The 17,166-nt window shown below is 71.8% G+C and carries 17 protein-coding genes; 13 read left to right on the top strand and 4 right to left on the bottom strand.

Annotated elements, in window-relative coordinates:
• Nucleotides 1–31 precede the first annotated feature (31 nt).
• The 12 genes from ACE7GA_RS11075 (at nucleotide 32) to ACE7GA_RS11020 (ending at nucleotide 12,161) form a co-directional block, all read left to right on the top strand.
• A complete protein-coding gene (locus ACE7GA_RS11075) occupies nucleotides 32–586 on the top strand; it encodes a hypothetical protein (protein ID WP_376100219.1) in 555 nt (184 codons plus the stop codon).
• On the top strand, nucleotides 583–2,334 hold the full coding sequence (locus tag ACE7GA_RS11070) for a hydantoinase B/oxoprolinase family protein (RefSeq protein ID WP_376099353.1): 1,752 nt from the start codon (nucleotides 583–585) through the stop codon (nucleotides 2,332–2,334). Before ACE7GA_RS11075 ends, ACE7GA_RS11070 begins: the two co-directional genes overlap by 4 nt.
• Complete coding sequence (locus ACE7GA_RS11065) at nucleotides 2,331–2,891, top strand: FAD binding domain-containing protein (protein ID WP_376099351.1); 561 nt, start codon at nucleotides 2,331–2,333, stop codon at nucleotides 2,889–2,891. The genes ACE7GA_RS11070 and ACE7GA_RS11065 overlap by 4 nt, the downstream gene beginning before the upstream one ends.
• A gap of 11 nt (nucleotides 2,892–2,902) precedes the next feature.
• Complete coding sequence (locus ACE7GA_RS11060) at nucleotides 2,903–3,172, top strand: hypothetical protein (protein ID WP_376099349.1); 270 nt, start codon at nucleotides 2,903–2,905, stop codon at nucleotides 3,170–3,172.
• On the top strand, nucleotides 3,165–3,911 hold the full coding sequence (locus ACE7GA_RS11055; protein WP_376099347.1) for a (2Fe-2S)-binding protein: 747 nt from the start codon (nucleotides 3,165–3,167) through the stop codon (nucleotides 3,909–3,911). Before ACE7GA_RS11060 ends, ACE7GA_RS11055 begins: the two co-directional genes overlap by 8 nt.
• Nucleotides 3,872–5,881 (top strand): xanthine dehydrogenase family protein molybdopterin-binding subunit, encoded by a 2,010-nt coding sequence (locus tag ACE7GA_RS11050; protein ID WP_376099346.1) that lies wholly within the window; start codon nucleotides 3,872–3,874, stop codon nucleotides 5,879–5,881. Before ACE7GA_RS11055 ends, ACE7GA_RS11050 begins: the two co-directional genes overlap by 40 nt.
• A 280-nt stretch (nucleotides 5,882–6,161) precedes the next feature.
• A complete protein-coding gene (locus ACE7GA_RS11045; protein ID WP_376099344.1) occupies nucleotides 6,162–7,655 on the top strand; it encodes a 6-hydroxynicotinate reductase in 1,494 nt (497 codons plus the stop codon).
• Nucleotides 7,652–8,494: a UPF0280 family protein gene (locus tag ACE7GA_RS11040; protein ID WP_376099342.1), complete on the top strand. Its 843-nt coding sequence runs from the start codon at nucleotides 7,652–7,654 to the stop codon at nucleotides 8,492–8,494. Before ACE7GA_RS11045 ends, ACE7GA_RS11040 begins: the two co-directional genes overlap by 4 nt.
• Nucleotides 8,495–8,860: 366 nt before the next feature.
• Nucleotides 8,861–9,439: an amino acid synthesis family protein gene (locus tag ACE7GA_RS11035; RefSeq protein ID WP_376099340.1), complete on the top strand. Its 579-nt coding sequence runs from the start codon at nucleotides 8,861–8,863 to the stop codon at nucleotides 9,437–9,439.
• Nucleotides 9,440–9,493: 54 nt separating this feature from the next.
• Nucleotides 9,494–10,555, top strand: coding sequence for a spore photoproduct lyase family protein (locus ACE7GA_RS11030; RefSeq protein ID WP_376099338.1), 1,062 nt, complete (start codon nucleotides 9,494–9,496; stop codon nucleotides 10,553–10,555).
• Nucleotides 10,555–11,067: an AAA family ATPase gene (locus ACE7GA_RS11025; protein ID WP_376099336.1), complete on the top strand. Its 513-nt coding sequence runs from the start codon at nucleotides 10,555–10,557 to the stop codon at nucleotides 11,065–11,067. The genes ACE7GA_RS11030 and ACE7GA_RS11025 overlap by 1 nt, the downstream gene beginning before the upstream one ends.
• Entirely contained in the window at nucleotides 11,067–12,161 is a 1,095-nt protein-coding gene (locus ACE7GA_RS11020) for a spore photoproduct lyase family protein (RefSeq protein ID WP_376099334.1), read from the top strand. Before ACE7GA_RS11025 ends, ACE7GA_RS11020 begins: the two co-directional genes overlap by 1 nt.
• Before the next feature lie 82 nt (nucleotides 12,162–12,243).
• Here the strand turns inward: ACE7GA_RS11020 and ACE7GA_RS11015 are convergent, their stop codons facing one another.
• The 4 genes from ACE7GA_RS11015 to ACE7GA_RS11000 all read right to left on the bottom strand — a co-directional run bounded on the left by ACE7GA_RS11015 (nucleotide 12,244) and on the right by ACE7GA_RS11000 (nucleotide 16,299).
• Complete coding sequence (locus ACE7GA_RS11015) at nucleotides 12,244–12,705, bottom strand: YidB family protein (protein ID WP_376099332.1); 462 nt, start codon at nucleotides 12,703–12,705, stop codon at nucleotides 12,244–12,246.
• Between the two features lie 177 nt (nucleotides 12,706–12,882).
• Entirely contained in the window at nucleotides 12,883–14,562 is a 1,680-nt protein-coding gene (locus tag ACE7GA_RS11010) for an amidohydrolase (protein ID WP_376099330.1), read from the bottom strand.
• 2 nt (nucleotides 14,563–14,564) lie between these two features.
• Nucleotides 14,565–14,996, bottom strand: a complete 432-nt coding sequence (locus tag ACE7GA_RS11005) for a hypothetical protein (RefSeq protein WP_376099328.1) — start codon at nucleotides 14,994–14,996, stop codon at nucleotides 14,565–14,567.
• 76 nt (nucleotides 14,997–15,072) lie between these two features.
• Complete coding sequence (locus tag ACE7GA_RS11000) at nucleotides 15,073–16,299, bottom strand: cytochrome P450 (RefSeq protein ID WP_376099326.1); 1,227 nt, start codon at nucleotides 16,297–16,299, stop codon at nucleotides 15,073–15,075.
• Nucleotides 16,300–16,394: 95 nt separating this feature from the next.
• On the opposite strand from ACE7GA_RS11000, the gene ACE7GA_RS10995 reads away from it, so the two are divergent.
• Complete coding sequence (locus tag ACE7GA_RS10995; RefSeq protein WP_376099324.1) at nucleotides 16,395–17,159, top strand: IclR family transcriptional regulator; 765 nt, start codon at nucleotides 16,395–16,397, stop codon at nucleotides 17,157–17,159.
• Nucleotides 17,160–17,166 lie beyond the last annotated feature (7 nt).

Genomic DNA, 17,166 nt, shown 5'->3' with positions numbered 1-17,166 from the left:
CGCCGATCTGCGGCAGGACGTGGTGAACACCATGAACCGCGGCCTGGACGAGGTGGATGCGGACCGGATCGCCTCCATCCTCGCGACCCAGAAGATGCAGGCACTGGAAACCCTGTCGGGCGAAGCCGGCGAAGTCGTCCGCACCGAAATTCTGCATTCCGCCGACATGCAGTTCCGCGGCCAGACCCACCTGATCCGCGTCCCGCTCGGCAACGCGACGCCGACCCGCGCCGCCATCCAGGCTGCCTTCGAGGCCGCCTATTTCGCCCGGTTCCAGGTGCGCCTGCCGGAAATCCGGGCCGTACTCGTGAACCTGAACACCTCCGTCATCGGCCGCCGCCGCCCCTTCGCCCTATCGGCCCTGCTCGACCCCGCCGAATGGTCGAAGGACGCCCGCATCGGCACCCGCCCCCTCTATGCCGAGGGCGCCTGGCACGACGCCGCGGTCTGGCAGCGCGAACGCCTCGCGCCAGGCACGATGATCCCCGGCCCCGCCATCCTCCAGCAGGCCGACGCGACGACGGTGCTGGAGCCCGGCTGCACCGCGATCGTGGACGGCACCGGCAACCTCAGGATTTCCGCATGAGGACCGATCCCCTTACCCTCGCGGTCATCCAGGCCAGCCTCTCCCAGGCCTGCAACGAGATGGACATCGCCTTCGCGCGCGCCGCCTTCTCCCCCGTCATCGCGGAGGCCGAGGACCGCGCCGACGGCATCTACGACGCGGTGGACGGTTCCCTGATCGCGCAGGGCGAGCTCGGCCTGCCCGTCTTCGTCGGCGTCATGCAGCACTCCGCCGGGCACATCATCCGCCTCATCCGCGAAGGCGCCGTCGCGGCACCAGAAGACGGCGACATCTACTGCGTGAACGACCCCTATCTCGGCGGCACGCACCTGATGGACGTGCGCTTCGCCAAGCCCGTCTTCGTGGCAGGGCAGGTCTATTGCTGGCTCCAGAACACGGGGCACTGGCCTGATGTCGGCGGCATGGTCCCCGGCGGCTTCTCCGCCCACGCGACGGAGGTGGAGCAGGAAGGCCTGCGCCTGCCGCCCGTGAAACTCTTCAAGCGCGGCGAGCTGGACCGCGAGATCCTCTCGATCATCCAGTCCAACATCCGCGTCGCGGAGCAACGCATCGGCGACATCAAGGCCCAGGCCGCCGCCCTGCTTGTCGGCGAAACGCGCCTGCGCGAGATCATCGCCCGCTACGGCGTCGACGGCCTGCGGAACGCCATCGCCCTGATCCGCGATCGCTCGGCAGAACGCATGCGCGCCGAGATCCGCCGCATTCCTGAAGGCACCTATACCGCCGAAGCCTTCGTGGACTCCGACGGCGTCGTCGACGAACCGCTGCGTATCGCCCTCGCCGTCACGCGAAGCGGCGACGAACTGCGATTCGACTTCAGCCAATCCTCGCCGCCCTGCCAGGGCCCGATGAACTCCGTCTGGTCCACGACGTGCAGCGCGGTGTACCTCGCGGTCCGCCACGTCTTCCCCGACGTGCCGCTGAACGCCGGCGCCTTCGCGCCCCTCGTCATCCACCGCCCCGAGGGCACCTTCCTCGACGCGCGCTACCCCAGGCCCGTCTCCGGCTGCGCCGCCGAGGTCTCGCAGCGCATCGCCGAGGCGGTCTTCCTCTGCCTCGTCCAGGCCGTCCCCGACCTCGTCTGGGCCGCGCCTGCCGGTACCTCCGGCAACTTCGCCCTCGGTGGCTTCGATCCGCAGCGCGAGGTGGGCTACGTCATGTACCAGATCACCGGCGGCGGCTACGGCGGCAGCGCCGCCACCGACGGCCTGACGAACGGCTGCTCCACCATCGGAATCTCGAAGACCGCGCCCGTCGAGGTGATGGAGCAGGTCTTCCCCATCCGCTTCCACCGCTTCTGCCTTCGCGAAGGCTCCGGCGGCGCCGGCGCGACGCGCGGCGGCTTCGGCGTGGAATACGAGGTCGAGGTTCTGCGCGGCGAAGCCCGCGCATCCTTCGTCATGGACCACGGCCGCTTCGGCCCGCCCGGCGTGCTCGGCGGCGCCGACGGCGCGCCCAACGTCGTGCGCGTGCACCGCGGCGGCGAAACCCTGATCCCGAAACACCTCTCGAAGGACCAGGGCATCCCGCTCTCCCCTGGCGACCGCGTAGAGGTCCTGACGCCCGGGGGCGGCGGCTACGGCAACCCCTTCGCGCGCGACCCGGCCCTCGTCGCGCGTGACGTGGCCCGCGGCTACTACACCCCCGACGACGCCCGCCGCCTCTGGGGCGTGGCGCTAGACGATTCCGGCGCGGTGGACGGCGCGGGCACGTCGACCCTGCGCGGCGTGCGGAGAGCCGCGGAGTGACCCCGTACCACCGCCCCCGTAGCCTCGCCGAAGCCATCGCGCTTCGTCCCGGCACGATGCCTCTCGCCGGCGGGACCGATGTCTATCCCGCCCGCGCCACGCGCGCAGCCTGGGGCGATCCGACACATCCGCCGGTGCTGGACCTTTCCGCCATCCCCGGTCTTTCGACGATCGAGGCGACGGACACCGGCTGGCGCATCGGCCCTCTCGTCACGTGGTCCGCGATCCGCGACGCCGCCTTGCCGCCGCTCTTCGACGGCCTCCGCGCCGCCGCGCGGGACGTCGGCGGGCGGCAGGTGCAGAACCGCGGCACGATCGTCGGTAACCTCTGCACCGCTTCGCCGGCCGGCGACGGCATTCCCAACCTCCTCGCGCTCGACGCCGCCGTCGAGACGACCGGCCCGGGCGGCGTCCGGCACCTTCCGGTCGCGCAGTTCGTGACGGGCTACGGTCCACGGCCATCCTTGCGGACGAGATCGTCACGGCGCTTCACGTCCCCCGCCTCGAGGGCGGCCGCGGCTGCTTCGAGAAGCTCGGCGCCCGCCGCTACCTCGTGATTTCCATCGCGATGGCGGCTGGCGTACTGGCCTGCGACCCGGCGGGCCGGATCGCCGTTGCGCGCGTCGCGGTCGGGGCCTGTTCGGCGGTCGCGCAGCGCTTGCCGGCACTGGAGGCCGCACTGATCGGCGTGCCCCTGCGCGAGGCGGCGGAGGTGCCATCCGAACACCTCCTTCGCGAGCTGACCCCGCTGGACGACGTCCGTGCCTCCGCGGCCTATCGCCGATCCGCCGCGTTGCAGATCGTCCGTGACCTTCTGGCAGGCTGTGCCGATGCCTGACGCCGCCCCGGGCCTCGCCCCCGTCACCTTCACGCTGAACGGGGAACCCGTCTCCGTCGTCGCGCCGCCCTTCGCGCCGCTCTCCGACACCTTGCGCGAACGCCTGCGCCTGACCGGCACGAAGGTCGGCTGCGAGGCCGGCGACTGCGGCGCGTGCACGGTGCTGCTGGACGGTGCCCAGGTCTGTTCCTGCCTCATCGCGACGGCGCAGGCCCAAGGCACCGCGATCACGACCATCGAGGCGGATCACGGCGCCATCCCCCGCCTGCGCGCCGCCTTCCTGGCGCACGGCGCGGCGCAATGCGGCATCTGCACGCCCGGCATGATCCTCGCGGCCGCCGACCTACTGGCGCGCGAACCGACCCCCGATGCCGCGGCCGTGGAGGACGCCCTCGGCGGCGTGCTCTGCCGCTGCACCGGCTACCGCAAGATCATCGAGGCCGTGCTGGACGCCGCCACCGGCAACCTCGCACCCGCCGCGCATCCCGAAGCCGGCGCCGCCGTCGGCGCCCGCATCGCGCGCCTGGACGGATGGCCGAAGGTCGCGGGCACCGACCTCTTCGCCGCCGATGCGCCGCCCGCCGACGCGCTCTGGCTCCGCGCCGTGCGCTCCCCCACCCGCGTGCTCGCTTCACCCTCGGTGACCTCGATGCCGCGCGCAGCCGCCTCGGCCTCACCGCGATCCTCTCCGCTGCCGACGTGCCGGGGCATAACGGCTTCGGCATCATGCCGAACCTGAAGGACCAGCCCGTCCTCGCCCCGGGCCATGTGCGCTACCGCGGCGAGGCCGTCCTCGCCCTCGTCGGCAAACGCGCCGCGGTGGAAGCAGTGCGCGACGCCGACCTGCCGATCGCCTGGGAACCCCTGCCACCGCTGGCCGGGACGGAAGCGGCGCTCGCCGGCGGGGCCCTGCACGCTCACGCGCCCGACAACGTCCTGACGCGCGGCCACCTGCGACGCGGGGACGTCGCCTCAGCCCACGCCGCCTCCGCCGCCACCGCCAAGGGCCACTTCACAACCGCCTTCGTCGAGCACGCCTACATCGAACCCGAAGCCGGCCACGCCGTTCCTGTCGGCGACCGGATCGAGGTCACCGCCTGCACCCAGGCTCCCGCCATCGACCGCGAGGAGACCGCGCGCGTCCTCGGCATCCCCGAAGCCCACGTCCGCATCATCCCCACGGCCTGCGGCGGCGGCTTCGGCGGGAAACTCGACGTCTCCGTCCAGCCGCTTCTCGCCGTCGCCGCCCGCGTCACCGGCCGCGCCGTGCGCACCGTCTATTCGCGCATCGAGAGCATGGCGAGCAGCACGAAGCGCCACCCCGCCTCGATCAGCGCCCGCATGTCCGCCGATGCCGAGGGCCGCTTCACCGCCTACGAGATGGAAGGCGACTTCAACACCGGCGCCTACGCTTCCTGGGGCCCGACCGTCGCCAACCGTGTCCCCGTGCACGCCAGCGGCCCCTACCGCGTGCCGAACGTCCACAACCGGACACGCGCGATCTACACGAACGAGACACCGGCCGGCGCCTTCCGTGGCTTCGGCGTGCCGCAGGCCGCGATCGCGACTGAATGCCTTGTGGACGACCTGGCCGAGGCGATGGGAATGGATCGCTGGGCCATCCGCCGCCTGAACGCGATCGGCCACGGCGATGCCACGCCATCCGGCCAGGTCCTGCACGCCTCTGCCGGCCTGCCCGAATGCCTCGATGCCCTGCGCCCCGACTGGGACGCGATGCTGGCGGACGCGGCGGGCCTAAATGCCGGCAGCCCGCGCTACCGCCACGGCGCGGGCATCGCCTGCATGTGGTACGGCTGCGGCAATACCTCGCTCTCCAACCCTTCCACCATGCGCGTGGTGCTGGACCGCGACGGCACGCTCACCCTCTTCAACGGCGCCTGCGACATCGGCCAGGGCAGCACGACCGTCATCGGCCAGATCGCCGCCGACGCCATCGGCTTGCCCGTCGCGCAGCTCCGCCAGGTCATCGGCGATACCGACCTGACTCCCGATGCCGGGAAGACCAGCGCGTCACGCCAGACCTTCGTGAGTGGCCGCGCCGCCTACGAAGCGGGCAGCGCTCTGCGCCGCCGCATCCTACCTCTCGCCAATGCCGGCCCCGACGCGCACCTGCACCTGCACGGCACGACCCTCCGCGTGAACGACGGCGAGGCGACGCGGACAATCGACCTTTCGAGCCTCCCCGAACCGCTGGAAGCGACGGGATACTTCGACCCGCCGACCACCCCGCTCGACGCCGATGGCCAGGGCACGCCCTACGCCACCTACGGCTTCGCCGCCCAATGCGCCCTCGTCCGCGTGGACACAGCCCTCGGCACCACGAAGGTCCTGCGCATCGCCGCGGCCCAGGACGTGGGGCGCGCCATCAACCCCACGCTGGTCGAAGGCCAGATCCACGGCGGCATCGCGCAGGGCCTGGGCCTTGCCCTGATGGAGGAATTCATCCCCGGCCGCACCGAGAACCTGCACGACTACCTCATCCCCACCGTCGGCGACGTTCCCCCCATCACCGTCCACCTGATCGAGGACCCGGACCCCGAAGGCCCCTACGGCGCCAAGGGCGTCGGCGAACCCGCGCTGGTCCCGACCGCCCCCGCCATCCTCGGCGCCATCCGCCACGCGACGGGCGTCCGCGTCACCCGCGTCCCCGTCCTCCCGCATCGGCTCTGGGAGGCGTTGCAGGGATGAGGATTGGTCTTGCGACCTTGGAGGAAGGGCTTTGCCCTCCCTCCAAACCTCCCACCCACCAGGAGGCTCGCCTCCTGGACCTCGATCTGTTGAAGAGATGCCCCCGGTTGCTGGGTGGCTTGCACACGCGCTTGCGCCGCGTGCGAGCCACCCATCAACCCGAGGCGTTCAATAGAATGGGGTCCAGGGGACAAGTCCCCTGGCGGATGGAGGTCCGGAGGAAGGCAGGGCCTTCGTCCGGGGCCACAAGATCACCCATCACCGCGCAAGGGCGCTTCCCATGAGCGACCGGCTGACCGTCGAGGCGCGGTCGGCGCGGTTCGGCGCGGCCGAGGGCGACGGCATCGTGCGGTGCGACGCGTGTCCCGTGCTGTGCCGCATCCGCCCGGGACGCGCCGGCGCCTGCAGCCGCTACGCGAACGAGGACGGCCACCTGATCCGCACCGATCCTGCCGTCGTGCTCGCGCGCACGGTGGACGAAGGAGGCCGCGTCGCGGAGTTCGCCGGCGCCGAGTGGGACGGGAAGCTGCTGGATCCCTCGCGCGCCTTCGTCACGGGCATCGGCGCCGGCACGACCTACCCCGACTACAAGCCGGCACCCTTCATCGTCGCCGCCGAGCATGCCGGCGTGGATACCGTCACCGTGGTGACCGAGGGGATCTTCAGCTACTGCGGCGTGAAGGTGAAGATCGACACCGACCGCCACCTCGGCCCCGAAACCGCGCCCGTCCGCGCGAAGGGCGAACAGGTCGGCCACGTCACGACCGCCGAATACGGCTCGCAGATGCTCTCCCTCGGCGGCGTGCGCCACCTGACCGGCGGCTCGAAGCGGGAGGGCACGGCCACCTGCGAAACCCTCCTCACCCTCTGCGCTGGCGGAGAGGTGGAACTGACGATCGACGGCGGCCACAGCGTCCGCGTCGCCGCGAACCAGCCCCCCGTGGTGGAAGGCACGCCCGAGCGCCGCATGCGCGTTGGCTGTGGCAGCGCGACCGTCGGCATCTTCGCCAAGCAATGGCTCGGCCATGCCGACGAGGTGATCGTCGTGGATGACCACATCACCGGCGTCCTGACAGAGCACCAGGCCGGCAAGGTCCTGGGAATGCGCCCCGCCGGCCTCCGCGTGCGCGGCCGCCGTTCCACGCCGGGGCGATACTTCCAGGTCGCCAGCCCCGGCCTCGGCTGGGGCGGCACCGACATCACCGACCCCCTCTCGATCGTCGAGCGCGTGGACCCCGCCATCGCCTGGCCCGGCCTGCGCCTGCTGATGACCTCCACCACCGGCGACCACGCCGCGTGGTACGTGCTGGACGAGGCGCTGCGTCCCGTCGAGGCGGAGATGCCGCGTGCCATCCGCGCCGTCGTGGACCGCATCGGCGAGAACTGTGAACCCTCCCTCTGCAACGTCCTGTTCATGGCCGGCGCGGGCGGTTCCCTCCGCGCCGGGGTGACGGAGAACCCGGTGCTGCTCACGCGCTCCGTCGCCGCAGGCGAAACCAAGGTCACGCTGGGCGGCGCCCCCGCCTATCTCTGGCCGGGCGGCGGCATCACCGTCATGGCCGACGTCACGCGCATGCCCAAGGGCTCCTTCGGCTACGTGCCCACCCCCGCCCTCGTCGCACCGATCGAGTTCACCCTTCCCCGCACCCTCTACGAGCGCCTCGGCGGTCACATGGAGGACGTGGTGCGGGTCGAGGACGTGCTGCGGTCCCTCGGCCCGTCGCTGCGCGTGGACCATTGGGCCGACCGCAATCCCTGGCCCTTCGCGCCGTGATCGCGCGCCTGCGCGACGGCCGCCTGCACCTGCAGCACGGCCCGATCGACGTCGTGCTTCGCGCCTGGGGCGCGCCCGACGCGATCCGCGCCGCCGAGGACGCCGCCGCCCGCCGCTTCCCGGCAATCCTCCCCGAACTCTGCGAGGAACTCCGCGAACTCCGCCGCCCCATGGCCGAAGCGCCGCGCGTGACCGGCCCCGTCGCCCGCCGCATGGTCGCGGCCTGCGCCTCCTTCGCACCGGTCTTCGTCACCCCCATGGCCGCCGTCGCCGGCGCCGTCGCCGACGAACTTTTGTCTGTCATGCTGCACGCCGCCCCGCTCGACCGCGCCTTCGTCAATGACGGCGGCGACATCGCCGTCTACGCCGCACCCGGCCAAGCCCTGACCCTCGGTCTCGTCGCCCACCCCGACCCGTCCCGCGGTGTCGCCTATGACGGCGCGCTGCGTCTGCCCGGCGGATCCGGCATCGGCGGCGTCGCGACCTCCGGCCGCCACGGCCGCTCCTTCTCCCTCGGCATCGCCGACGCGGTGACGGTCCTCGCCACCGATGCTGCGACGGCGGATGCCGCAGCGACGCTCGTCGCCAACGCGGTGGACCTAGACAGCCCCTCGATCTTTCGTGTGCCGGCGCGCGACCTCGACCCGGACAGCGACCTGGGCGCCCGTCTCGTCACGACGGAGGTCGGGCCGCTGGCGGAGGCGGAGGTCGTGTCAGCGCTGGATGGCGGGCTCGCGCGGGCGGAAGACTACATCACACGCGGCCTGATCTGCGCTGCCGCACTGCGGCTGGTCGGGCGTGCCCGCGTGACGCTCGGGCTGGAGCGATTGGCTGCATGATCGCCTTGTGTGCTGAATGATTGCGGCGACATGACTCCATTCATCAGTGGTTCACTCAGTATCATTCTGTGCTGCTTGCTGCTCAACATCGTCGCCACGCGGCTCATCGCGCGGCAGGTTTACCGCGGATCAATTACGAAGAGCGTGTCTCAACGTAGACTGTTCGTTCTTGCTACGCTCCCCAACATCCAGCTGCCATCGCTCTACATTCGGAGTGGGGTGACGATACTGAGGAAGCCCGTCTTGTCCGGATATATGCCACCGTCGTCCAGACAATGAGCGTGATGATCGCGATCTTTGCCGTGATCGCTTTAGCGGCTACGTGACGACAGGGGTGCAAATGCCATCGTCGGACAACCTCAACGAATGATCGACGTCCGCAAGATCGTCACTGCCATCGAGCAGGTCCGCCACGACGGCGGCCCCCCTCTCGCCACCCCCATCCTGAAGGGTTGGGTCGCCGTCGTCCTGAAGAACCCGTTCGCCGGCCGCTATGAACCGGACATCGCGTGGATGATGGAGGACCTGAAGCCTCTCGGCCTGGAATGCGCGACCGCACTTCTGCAAGCCATGGGCAACGACCCCACACGCATCGAAGCCTACGGAAAAGGCTCCATCGTCGGCACCGCCGGTGAGCAGGAGCACGGTGCGCTCTGGCATATCGCCGGCGGCTACGCGATGCGAGGGCTGCTCGGCCGGGCGCTGGCCATCGTGCCGTCCATGACGAAGGTCGGCCCGATGGGCGCGCCGCTCGACATCCCCATCCACCACAAGGATGCCTGCTACGTCCGTTCCCATTTCGACGGCATCACCTGCACCGTCCCCGACGGCCCGCGCGCCGACGAAATCCTCTTCGCCCTTGCCATGACCACCGGCGGCCGGCCGCACGCCCGCGTCGGCGGCCTGACCCAGGACGGCATCGAGAAGTGGGACGGCCAGCGCTGACCTTGGGCTGAATACCTGATAAGCGCGGTCGGGAATCCCCATATCCGCGCTGCCATGGTTCGCGCGGACACCCTCCTCGACATCGACCGGATCTACCTCGAGCCCGCCGTCGAAACCTTCGCCCGCGGGCGGGAAGTCCTCGCCCGCTACCCCGATGCCGAGCGGATCCCCGTCGAATCCCACTGGCGCATCACCGACCTGCGCGACGCCGACCCGACCGACTATCTCCGCACGAAGCACGACACCCTCGTCCTCGGCGTGAAGAAGGGCCTGACCTTCCGCCCCAACGGCCGTTCTGCCGACTTCATCGCGCCCTCCACCTCCAACGGCTGCGCGATGGCCTGCGCCTATTGCTACGTCGCGCGCCGCAAGGGCCACACCAACCCCGTCTCCGTCTTCGTCAACATCGAGGAGATCGCCGAGGCCACCCGCCGCCACGCCGCGCGCCAAGGGCCGAAGCACGAACCGAACCAGGTGGACCCGCGCGACTGGGTCTACGACCTCGGCGAGAACGGAGACCTCTCGGTGGACGCGCTGATCTCCGACAACGTCCGCGACCTCGTCGCCCTCTTCCGCGGCATCCCCAACGCCAAGGGCTCCTTCGCGACGAAGTGGGTGAACCGCGACCTGCTGGCCTACGACCCGCGGGGCCGCACGCGCATCCGCATGTCCCTCATGCCCGCCGGCATGGCGAAGCTGCTGGACGTCCGCACCGCCCCCATCGCGGAGCGCATCGCCGCCCTGCCCGGCCTCCACCGAGCGGGCTACGAGGTCCACCTGAACTTCTCCCCCGTCGTGCTGCGGGAGGGGTGGGAAGCCGACTGGGGCGCGCTGTTCGAGGAACTCGACGACGTCCTTCCCGCCACGCTGAAGGATCAGCTCGCGGCCGAGGTCATCATGCTCACCCACAATGCCGGCCTGCACGAGATCAACCTGGCCTGGCACCCGCGCGCGGAGGACCTCCTCTGGCGCCCCGACATCCAGGAGGAGAAGCGCAGCGAAACCGGCGCCGCCAACCTGCGCTACCGCGCGGGCTGGAAGGGCCGCTGGCTCCGCCGCTTCCTCGACCTGCTGGAGGCCCGGATGCCCTATTGCCGCGTGCGCTACGCCTTCTGATGCCCGCCATCCTCATCGCCTTCGGCGGCCTGCCCGGAACGGGCAAGACCACGATCGCGCGCCGCCTCGCCCAGCGCATCCCCGCGGCCTACCTTCGCATCGACGTGATCGAGCAGGCGCTGCGCGACGCGGGCCTGACCGCCATCGGCCCGGCCGGATACGGCGTCGCGAACGCGCTGGCCGTATCCAACCTCGCCCTCGGCCAATCCGTCGTCGCCGACGGAGTGAACCCCGTTGCGGAGAGCCGCGCGGCCTGGCGCGCCACCGCCGCCCGTGCCGGCGCCGCGCTGCTGGAAGTCGAGATCGTCTGCACCGACGCGGAAGAACACCGCCGCCGCGTCGAAGGCCGCGTCGCCGACATCCCGGGCCACGCCCCGCCGGACTGGGATTCCGTCACGCGCCATCACTACGAGACCTGGCCCGAACCGCACCTGATCCTCGACACCGCGCGCCTGGACCCCGACGCCGCCACCGCCTTGATCGCGTCGCACCTCCCGGGCGGACGTGCCTGATGCCTGACGGCACTCTCTCACCCGACGCCGCGACGCGCCCGACCCGGCCCTGGACCCCCGCCCGCGTCCTCGTAACCCCCGGCGCGCTGTCCTGGCCGCACGGCACCGCTATGGCTGAGCGCGCGGCCGCCCTCGGCGCCGAAGTCGTGCGCCTGAAGGCCGACCGCCTCTCCAACCTCCCCGACGCCTACAAGGACGCGAAGCGCACCCTCGCCGTCGTCGTAGCCTCCCCGAGCCGCCGCCGCCCGCAGCCCATCCCGCCCTCCGCCGATTTCCGCTTCGACCTGGCCGAGGGCTGCCCCGCCCACTGTTCGTATTGCTACCTCGCCGGCTCCCTCGCCGGCCCGCCGATCGTGCGCGCGTACGCCAACCTGCCGGAGATCCTCGCCGAGCTCCCGCCCCTCCTCGGCCAGGGCCGCGTCACCTCCACCGACGCCGCCCGCGCCGCGGAGGGCACGACCTTCGAAGCCTCCTGCTACACCGACCCGCTGGGCATCGAGCACATCACCGGCAGCCTCGCCGAGACCATCCGCCACTTCGGCGCCTGGGACGCCGCCGGGGCCAACGGTGTCCAGCTCCGCTTCACCACGAAGTACGATGCGGTCGAGCCCCTGCTGACCCTCCCCCACACCCGCCGCACCCGCATCCGCTTCTCCCTCAACGCGAAGGGCACGGAGCGCTTCGAAGGCGGCGCGCCGCGCGTCGCGAACCGCCTCGCCGCCATGCAGCGGATGGCCCGGGCGGGCTACCGCATCGGCCTGACCATCGCCCCCATCATCCCCGTGCCCGGCTGGGAAGCGGCCTACGACGCGCTCTTCGCCGACTGCGCTGCGGCGCTCGACGGCGTGCCCGAGCCCGACCTGACGGTCGAACTCATCACCCACCGCTTCACCGAAGGTTCGAAGAAGGTGCTGGACGGCTGGTACCCCGGTTCCGCGCTCGAGATGGACCCGGACCAGCGCAGCCGGAAACTCACGAAGTTCGGTTCCGCCAAGTACGTCTATCCGAAGGCGACGATGGCCGACCTCCGCCGCGCGCTGGAAGCGTCCGTCGCGCGCCACCTCCCGGCGGCGCGCATCCTGTACTGGACCTGATCTCCGGAGACGCTTGGCGATCACAGAAGAGGCTCGGTGTCAGGCTCCGTCGAGCCCTCCTCAGGTGGCGGCCAGGGTCGCCCTACGTCGCCCGCCCCGGCCCGTCGGCGCTGGGCAACCGCCCGTCGGGCGTGTAGCGGTCCACCGCGTCGGGGAGTTCGCGCGTGAGCCGCGCGATGATCTCCTCGCGCGGCAGCCCAGTCTGCCGCGTCAGCGCGTCCAGCGTGTCGCCGCCGATCGCCGTCTCGACCTGGGCGGGCGCCACCGCGCGGTTCGGCCCATGCGCCACCCACGACTCGGCGGCGTCGCCGTGCCCGACCTGCCGGAAGCGGTCCACCAGATCGCGGATGCCCTCGGAAAGGAAGCCACCGATGCCGCCCGCGCCCGTCACCCCGGCCGTTGCTCCGGCGGTTGCCGACGCTCCGGCCGCCGACGGGCCGTTCGGGTCCGGTGCGTGGCCGCCGGTCAAGTTGCCGAGCATCTCCCCCAGCTTGTCGCGGTTCTGGTAGCCGGCGACGGCCAGTACGCCGAGCAACGCGGTCATGGACGGAAAACCCCGGGCCATCGGACACCTCTCATTCTTCGCCGACGACAACTCCCACCGCGGCGCGGGGTTCCCTGGCGGTCTTCTTTACCCCGACCGACCTGTCCCTCCCTCCACCGCCCCGTCCGATGCCGAACGCGCCCCGCGCCGAGCCGCAACGGAGGGAGGGACCGCGCCCTACATCCCCGCACGGTGCACGACGCGCCCTTCCACAACCGTCATCAGCGCCCGCGTCTCCCGGATCCGCTCCGGCTCCACCGTCAACAAGTCCTGGGACAGCACCACCAGGTCCGCCCGCTTCCCGACCTCGATGGACCCCAGCTCCTCCTCCGCCCCCAGCAGAGCCGCCGTTCCGCGCGTGTAGATCCGCAGCGCCTCCGCCGCCGTGATCGCCTGCTCAGGCCCCAGCCGGTATCCCGCCAGCGTCCCGCGCGTCACCATCCACCACATCGACTGGAACGGATCGCCCGGCACCACCGGCGCGTCCGTCCCGCCCGCCGTCTGGATCCCCGCATCCAGGATCGCGCGGATGGGGATGGAATAGGCGGCCCGCTCGTCGCCCCACCACCGCCGCTGGTTGTGCCCCAGCAGCACCGGATGGTTCTGCACCGTCGCCATGATGCCAAGGCGCGCCATCCGCGACAGCGCCTCCGGCGTCGGCAGGAAGATGTGCATCACGTTCCAGCGTAGGTTCCGGACCGGCCCCAGTTCCCCGTCCACCCGCTCGTAGAGCCGCGTGATCAGGTCGATGGTCGCATCGCCCACCGAATGCGTATGGAACTGCATCCCCGCGCGGTGCACGGCGCGCAGGCCTTCCAGCATCTCCTCCTCGCCGCCCGCCGGCAGCAGCAGGATGCCGCGGTATCCCGGATTCGTCTGCTCGCCCGGCACGATGCGGTACGGCTCGGTCATCCACCCGCCCTCGACGCCGCCATCCAGCAGGAACTTGATGCCGGCGGGCCGCACCATCGGGTGCTGCGGCCAGTCCCGCTGCGCCGCGATGCCGCGCTCGATGCTCTCCCGGTTCAGCCCGCGCCAGGCCACCCAGGCGCGCAGCGTCATGCGGTTGTCGTCACGCAGTTGCCGGTAGATCGCGGCCTCCGGCCCCATGATCCCCGGCTCGAAGATGCCGGTGATGCCGAGCCCGTTCAGCTCCCGCATCGCCTCGACCATCAGCCGCGCCTGCTCCGCCGCCGGCGGGGGCGGCGGCAAGGCCCGCCGCGCGATGGAAATCGCGCCGGCGATCAGCAGCACCCCCGTCGGCTCCCCGTCGTCGCGCCGCACGATCACGCCACCCGTCGGCTGCGGCGTGTCCCGCGTGACCCCGGACCGCGCGAGCCCCTGGCTGTTCACCGTCACCACGTGCCCGCCGCGCGGGATGAAGACGGGATTGTTCGGGGAAACCGCATCCAGTTCCCACCGCGTCGGCAACCGCCCTTCCGCCAGCAGGCTCTCGTGCCAGAGCGACGAGGCGATCACCCACTCTCCCGGCGGCGTCGCCGCCGCGCGCTCCCCGATCAGCTGCACGACGTCCGCGATGGACCGTGCGCCGAGCAACTGCACCGTCGGCGCGTTCATCGCGTACCCGTGCAGGTGCAGGTGCGCGTCCATCAGCCCCGGGATGACCGCACGGCCGCCCAGATCAAGCGTCTCCCGCGCCCCCATCCGCTCGGCCTCCGCGCCGAGCGCGACGAAGCGCCCGTCCCGGACCGCGACGGCCGTCGTGGTGGTCCCCGCGCGATCCACGGTGTGCACGCGCCCGTTGCGCAGCAGCAGGTCCGCCGGCTGCGCCAGCGCCGGCAGGGCCAGGACCGCCGGCGCCAGCGCGACGAGCGCCGTGAGGAGAAGCCGCCGCATCCTCAGCCCACCGCCACCGTCGCGTCGCGCAGCACCAGCCGCCCCGGCAGGTCCGGCACGGGGTCCGGCGCCAGAGTCAGCCGCCCCTCCACCTCCACCGTCACGTAGGGCGATGCGATGTGCGGCGCGTCCGGTGCATGCACCGCGACGACACCGACCGGCCAGTCATGCGTCAACCCGCAGAGCTGGCAGGGCGCGACGCTCGTCTCTGCCAGCACGAACCAGCCCGGTGCATGGCTCGGCACCGGCATCGGATAGCCGCGCAGCGCCACGCGCCGCCCGTCCAGCCCCCGTGCCAGCACCGACGGCGCCTCGCCCGCCGCGTCGTACAGTCCCCGCAACGGCGTCGTTCCGCGCGCCGCGGCCGTGCGCCCCGCCGCCAACCCGACACAGGCCAGCAGCCCCGCGCGACGCCCGATCCGCTTCCCGTTCATGCGACGCTCCCCATCCCTGCGGCGGGAAGCCTACACCGGGGCCACACGCCCCACGCCAGCGGAAAGCGACGACGGTTCACTTCACGCGTGCGCGCAGATGCGTGAACCCGCGGAACCGTGCACGCCGCGCCCGCACCGGCACTTCCGTCAGCGCATAGCCCGGGAACCGCGCCAGGAACGCCGCCAAGGCGATCCGTCCCTCCATCCGCGCCAGGTTCATCCCCACGCACATATGCGCCCCGCCCGCGAAGGCCAGGTGGCGGTTCGGCTGCCGCGCCACGTCGAAGCGCTCGGCGTCCTCGAACCGCGCGGGGTCCCGGTTCGCCGCGCCGATGCAGAGCGTCAGCAGGGTGCCCGCCGGCGCCATCACGCCACCGACGTCCGTGTCCGCCGCCACCCGCCGGTTCCCCAGCTGGTTCGACGACTCGTACCGCAGCACCTCCTCGATCGCGGTCGGCATCAGCGACGGATCACCCAGCAGCCGCGCGCGTTCGTCAGGAAAACGGTGCAGCAGTTCCAGCGCGTTGCCGATGAGGTTCGTCGTCGTCTCGTGCCCCGCATTCAGCAGGAAGATGCACTGGTGCAGCAGCTCCTTCTCCGTCAGCCGCTCGCCATCCTCTTCCCCCTGGATCAGCCGCGTCAGCACGTCCGTCGCCGGATCGCCCGGCGCCACGCGACGCCGCGTCACCAGTGTCCGCAGGTAAGCCAGGAACTCCGCCACCGCGGCATTCCCCCGCGCCTCCTGCTCCGGCGTCAGCCGCGGCTCAAGCGCGCCGAGGATCGCGAGCGACCATTCCCGCAACGGCCCCCGCTCTTCCACCGGCACCGCCAGCAGGTTGCCGATGACCTCGATCGGGATGGCCGCCGCGAAGTCCTCGATCAGGTCCACGGAACCCTTCTCCGCCAACCCGTCCAGCAGCCGGTCCACCAGCGCACGCAGCCCCGGCTCCATCGCGTTCAGGGCCCGCGGCATCAGCGCCCCCTGGATCAGACGCCGCACCCGCGTGTGCAGCGGCGGATCGTTGAAGACGAGCGACGTCGTATGGTGCTCGAACAACGGGCCGTCCCCGTATTTCGGCCCGAACTCCGCCTGCTTGTCGGATGAGAAGGCCCGCGTGTCCCGGTACACCCGGTCCAGCTCCGCCCAGCGCGTCAGGAACAGCGACCCGTCGGGCATGCGGTGCACCGGGTCCCGTTCCCGCAGCGCGCGATAGATCGGGTACGGGTCCGCGTAGAACCCATCATCCAGGTGCCCGAGGTCGAAGGCTTCGACGGGATCGGGCGGTGTGGCCAGGGCGCTCATCCCCCGACGATACGCCGATCCGCCTGCAGGTCACGCCGCCCCGCACACGCCGCCCGGCCCTTGCCACCCCCGCCGGAACCGGCGACCCATCGCCCATGTCCCCCGCCAAGCCCCGCCGCGGCATCGGCTCGCTCGAGACCGGCCTGCGCGTCCTGGCCGCCCTCGGCGACGCGGGCCGGGCAACGACCCTCTCCGACGTGGCGCGCCGCTCCGGCCTCTCCCCCTCCGCCGCGCACCGTTACCTCGCTTCCCTCGTCGCCGCGGGCTTCGCGACGCAGCCGCAGGGCGGGTCCCTCTACGACCTCGACTCCGCCACGCTCCGCATCGGCCTCGCCGCCCTCTCCCGCATCGCACCGCTCGATCGCGCCGACGCCGCCCTCCGCACGATGGTGGAGGCCACCGGCCGCACCGCCATGATCTCCGTCTGGGGCGATGCCGGCCCCACTGTCGTCCGCTGGATCGCCGGCACCCCGCCGGTCCTGACCACCCTCTCCCTCGGCTCCGTCCTCCCGCTCCTGCGCTCCGCCACCGGCCGCGTCTTCCTCGCCTACGGCGACGCACCGGCCATGGACGCCGAGGCCGCCCGTGCCCTCGCCACTGACCGCGCGGGCACCTCGCCCGACATCGCCGCCCTCCGCGCCGCCGTCCGGACCGAGCGCCTGGCCCGGGTCGAGGGCGAACTCATCCCTGGCCTGCGTGCCCTCGCCGCCCCGGTCTTCGACGCCGGCGGCCGCCTCGCCCTCGTGGCGACCTCCATCGCGACCGCCGCCACTGACCCGGCAGGCGACCCGCTTGCGGCAGATGCCCTGCTCGATGCCTGCCGCACCGCGACGGAGGCCGTGGGCGGAACCTGGCCCTGAGGTGACG

The organism is Roseomonas sp. CCTCC AB2023176, assembly GCF_042259275.1.
GTDB lineage: Bacteria > Pseudomonadota > Alphaproteobacteria > Acetobacterales > Acetobacteraceae > Roseomonas.
This window is presented reverse-complemented; position numbering and strand designations above follow the sequence as displayed.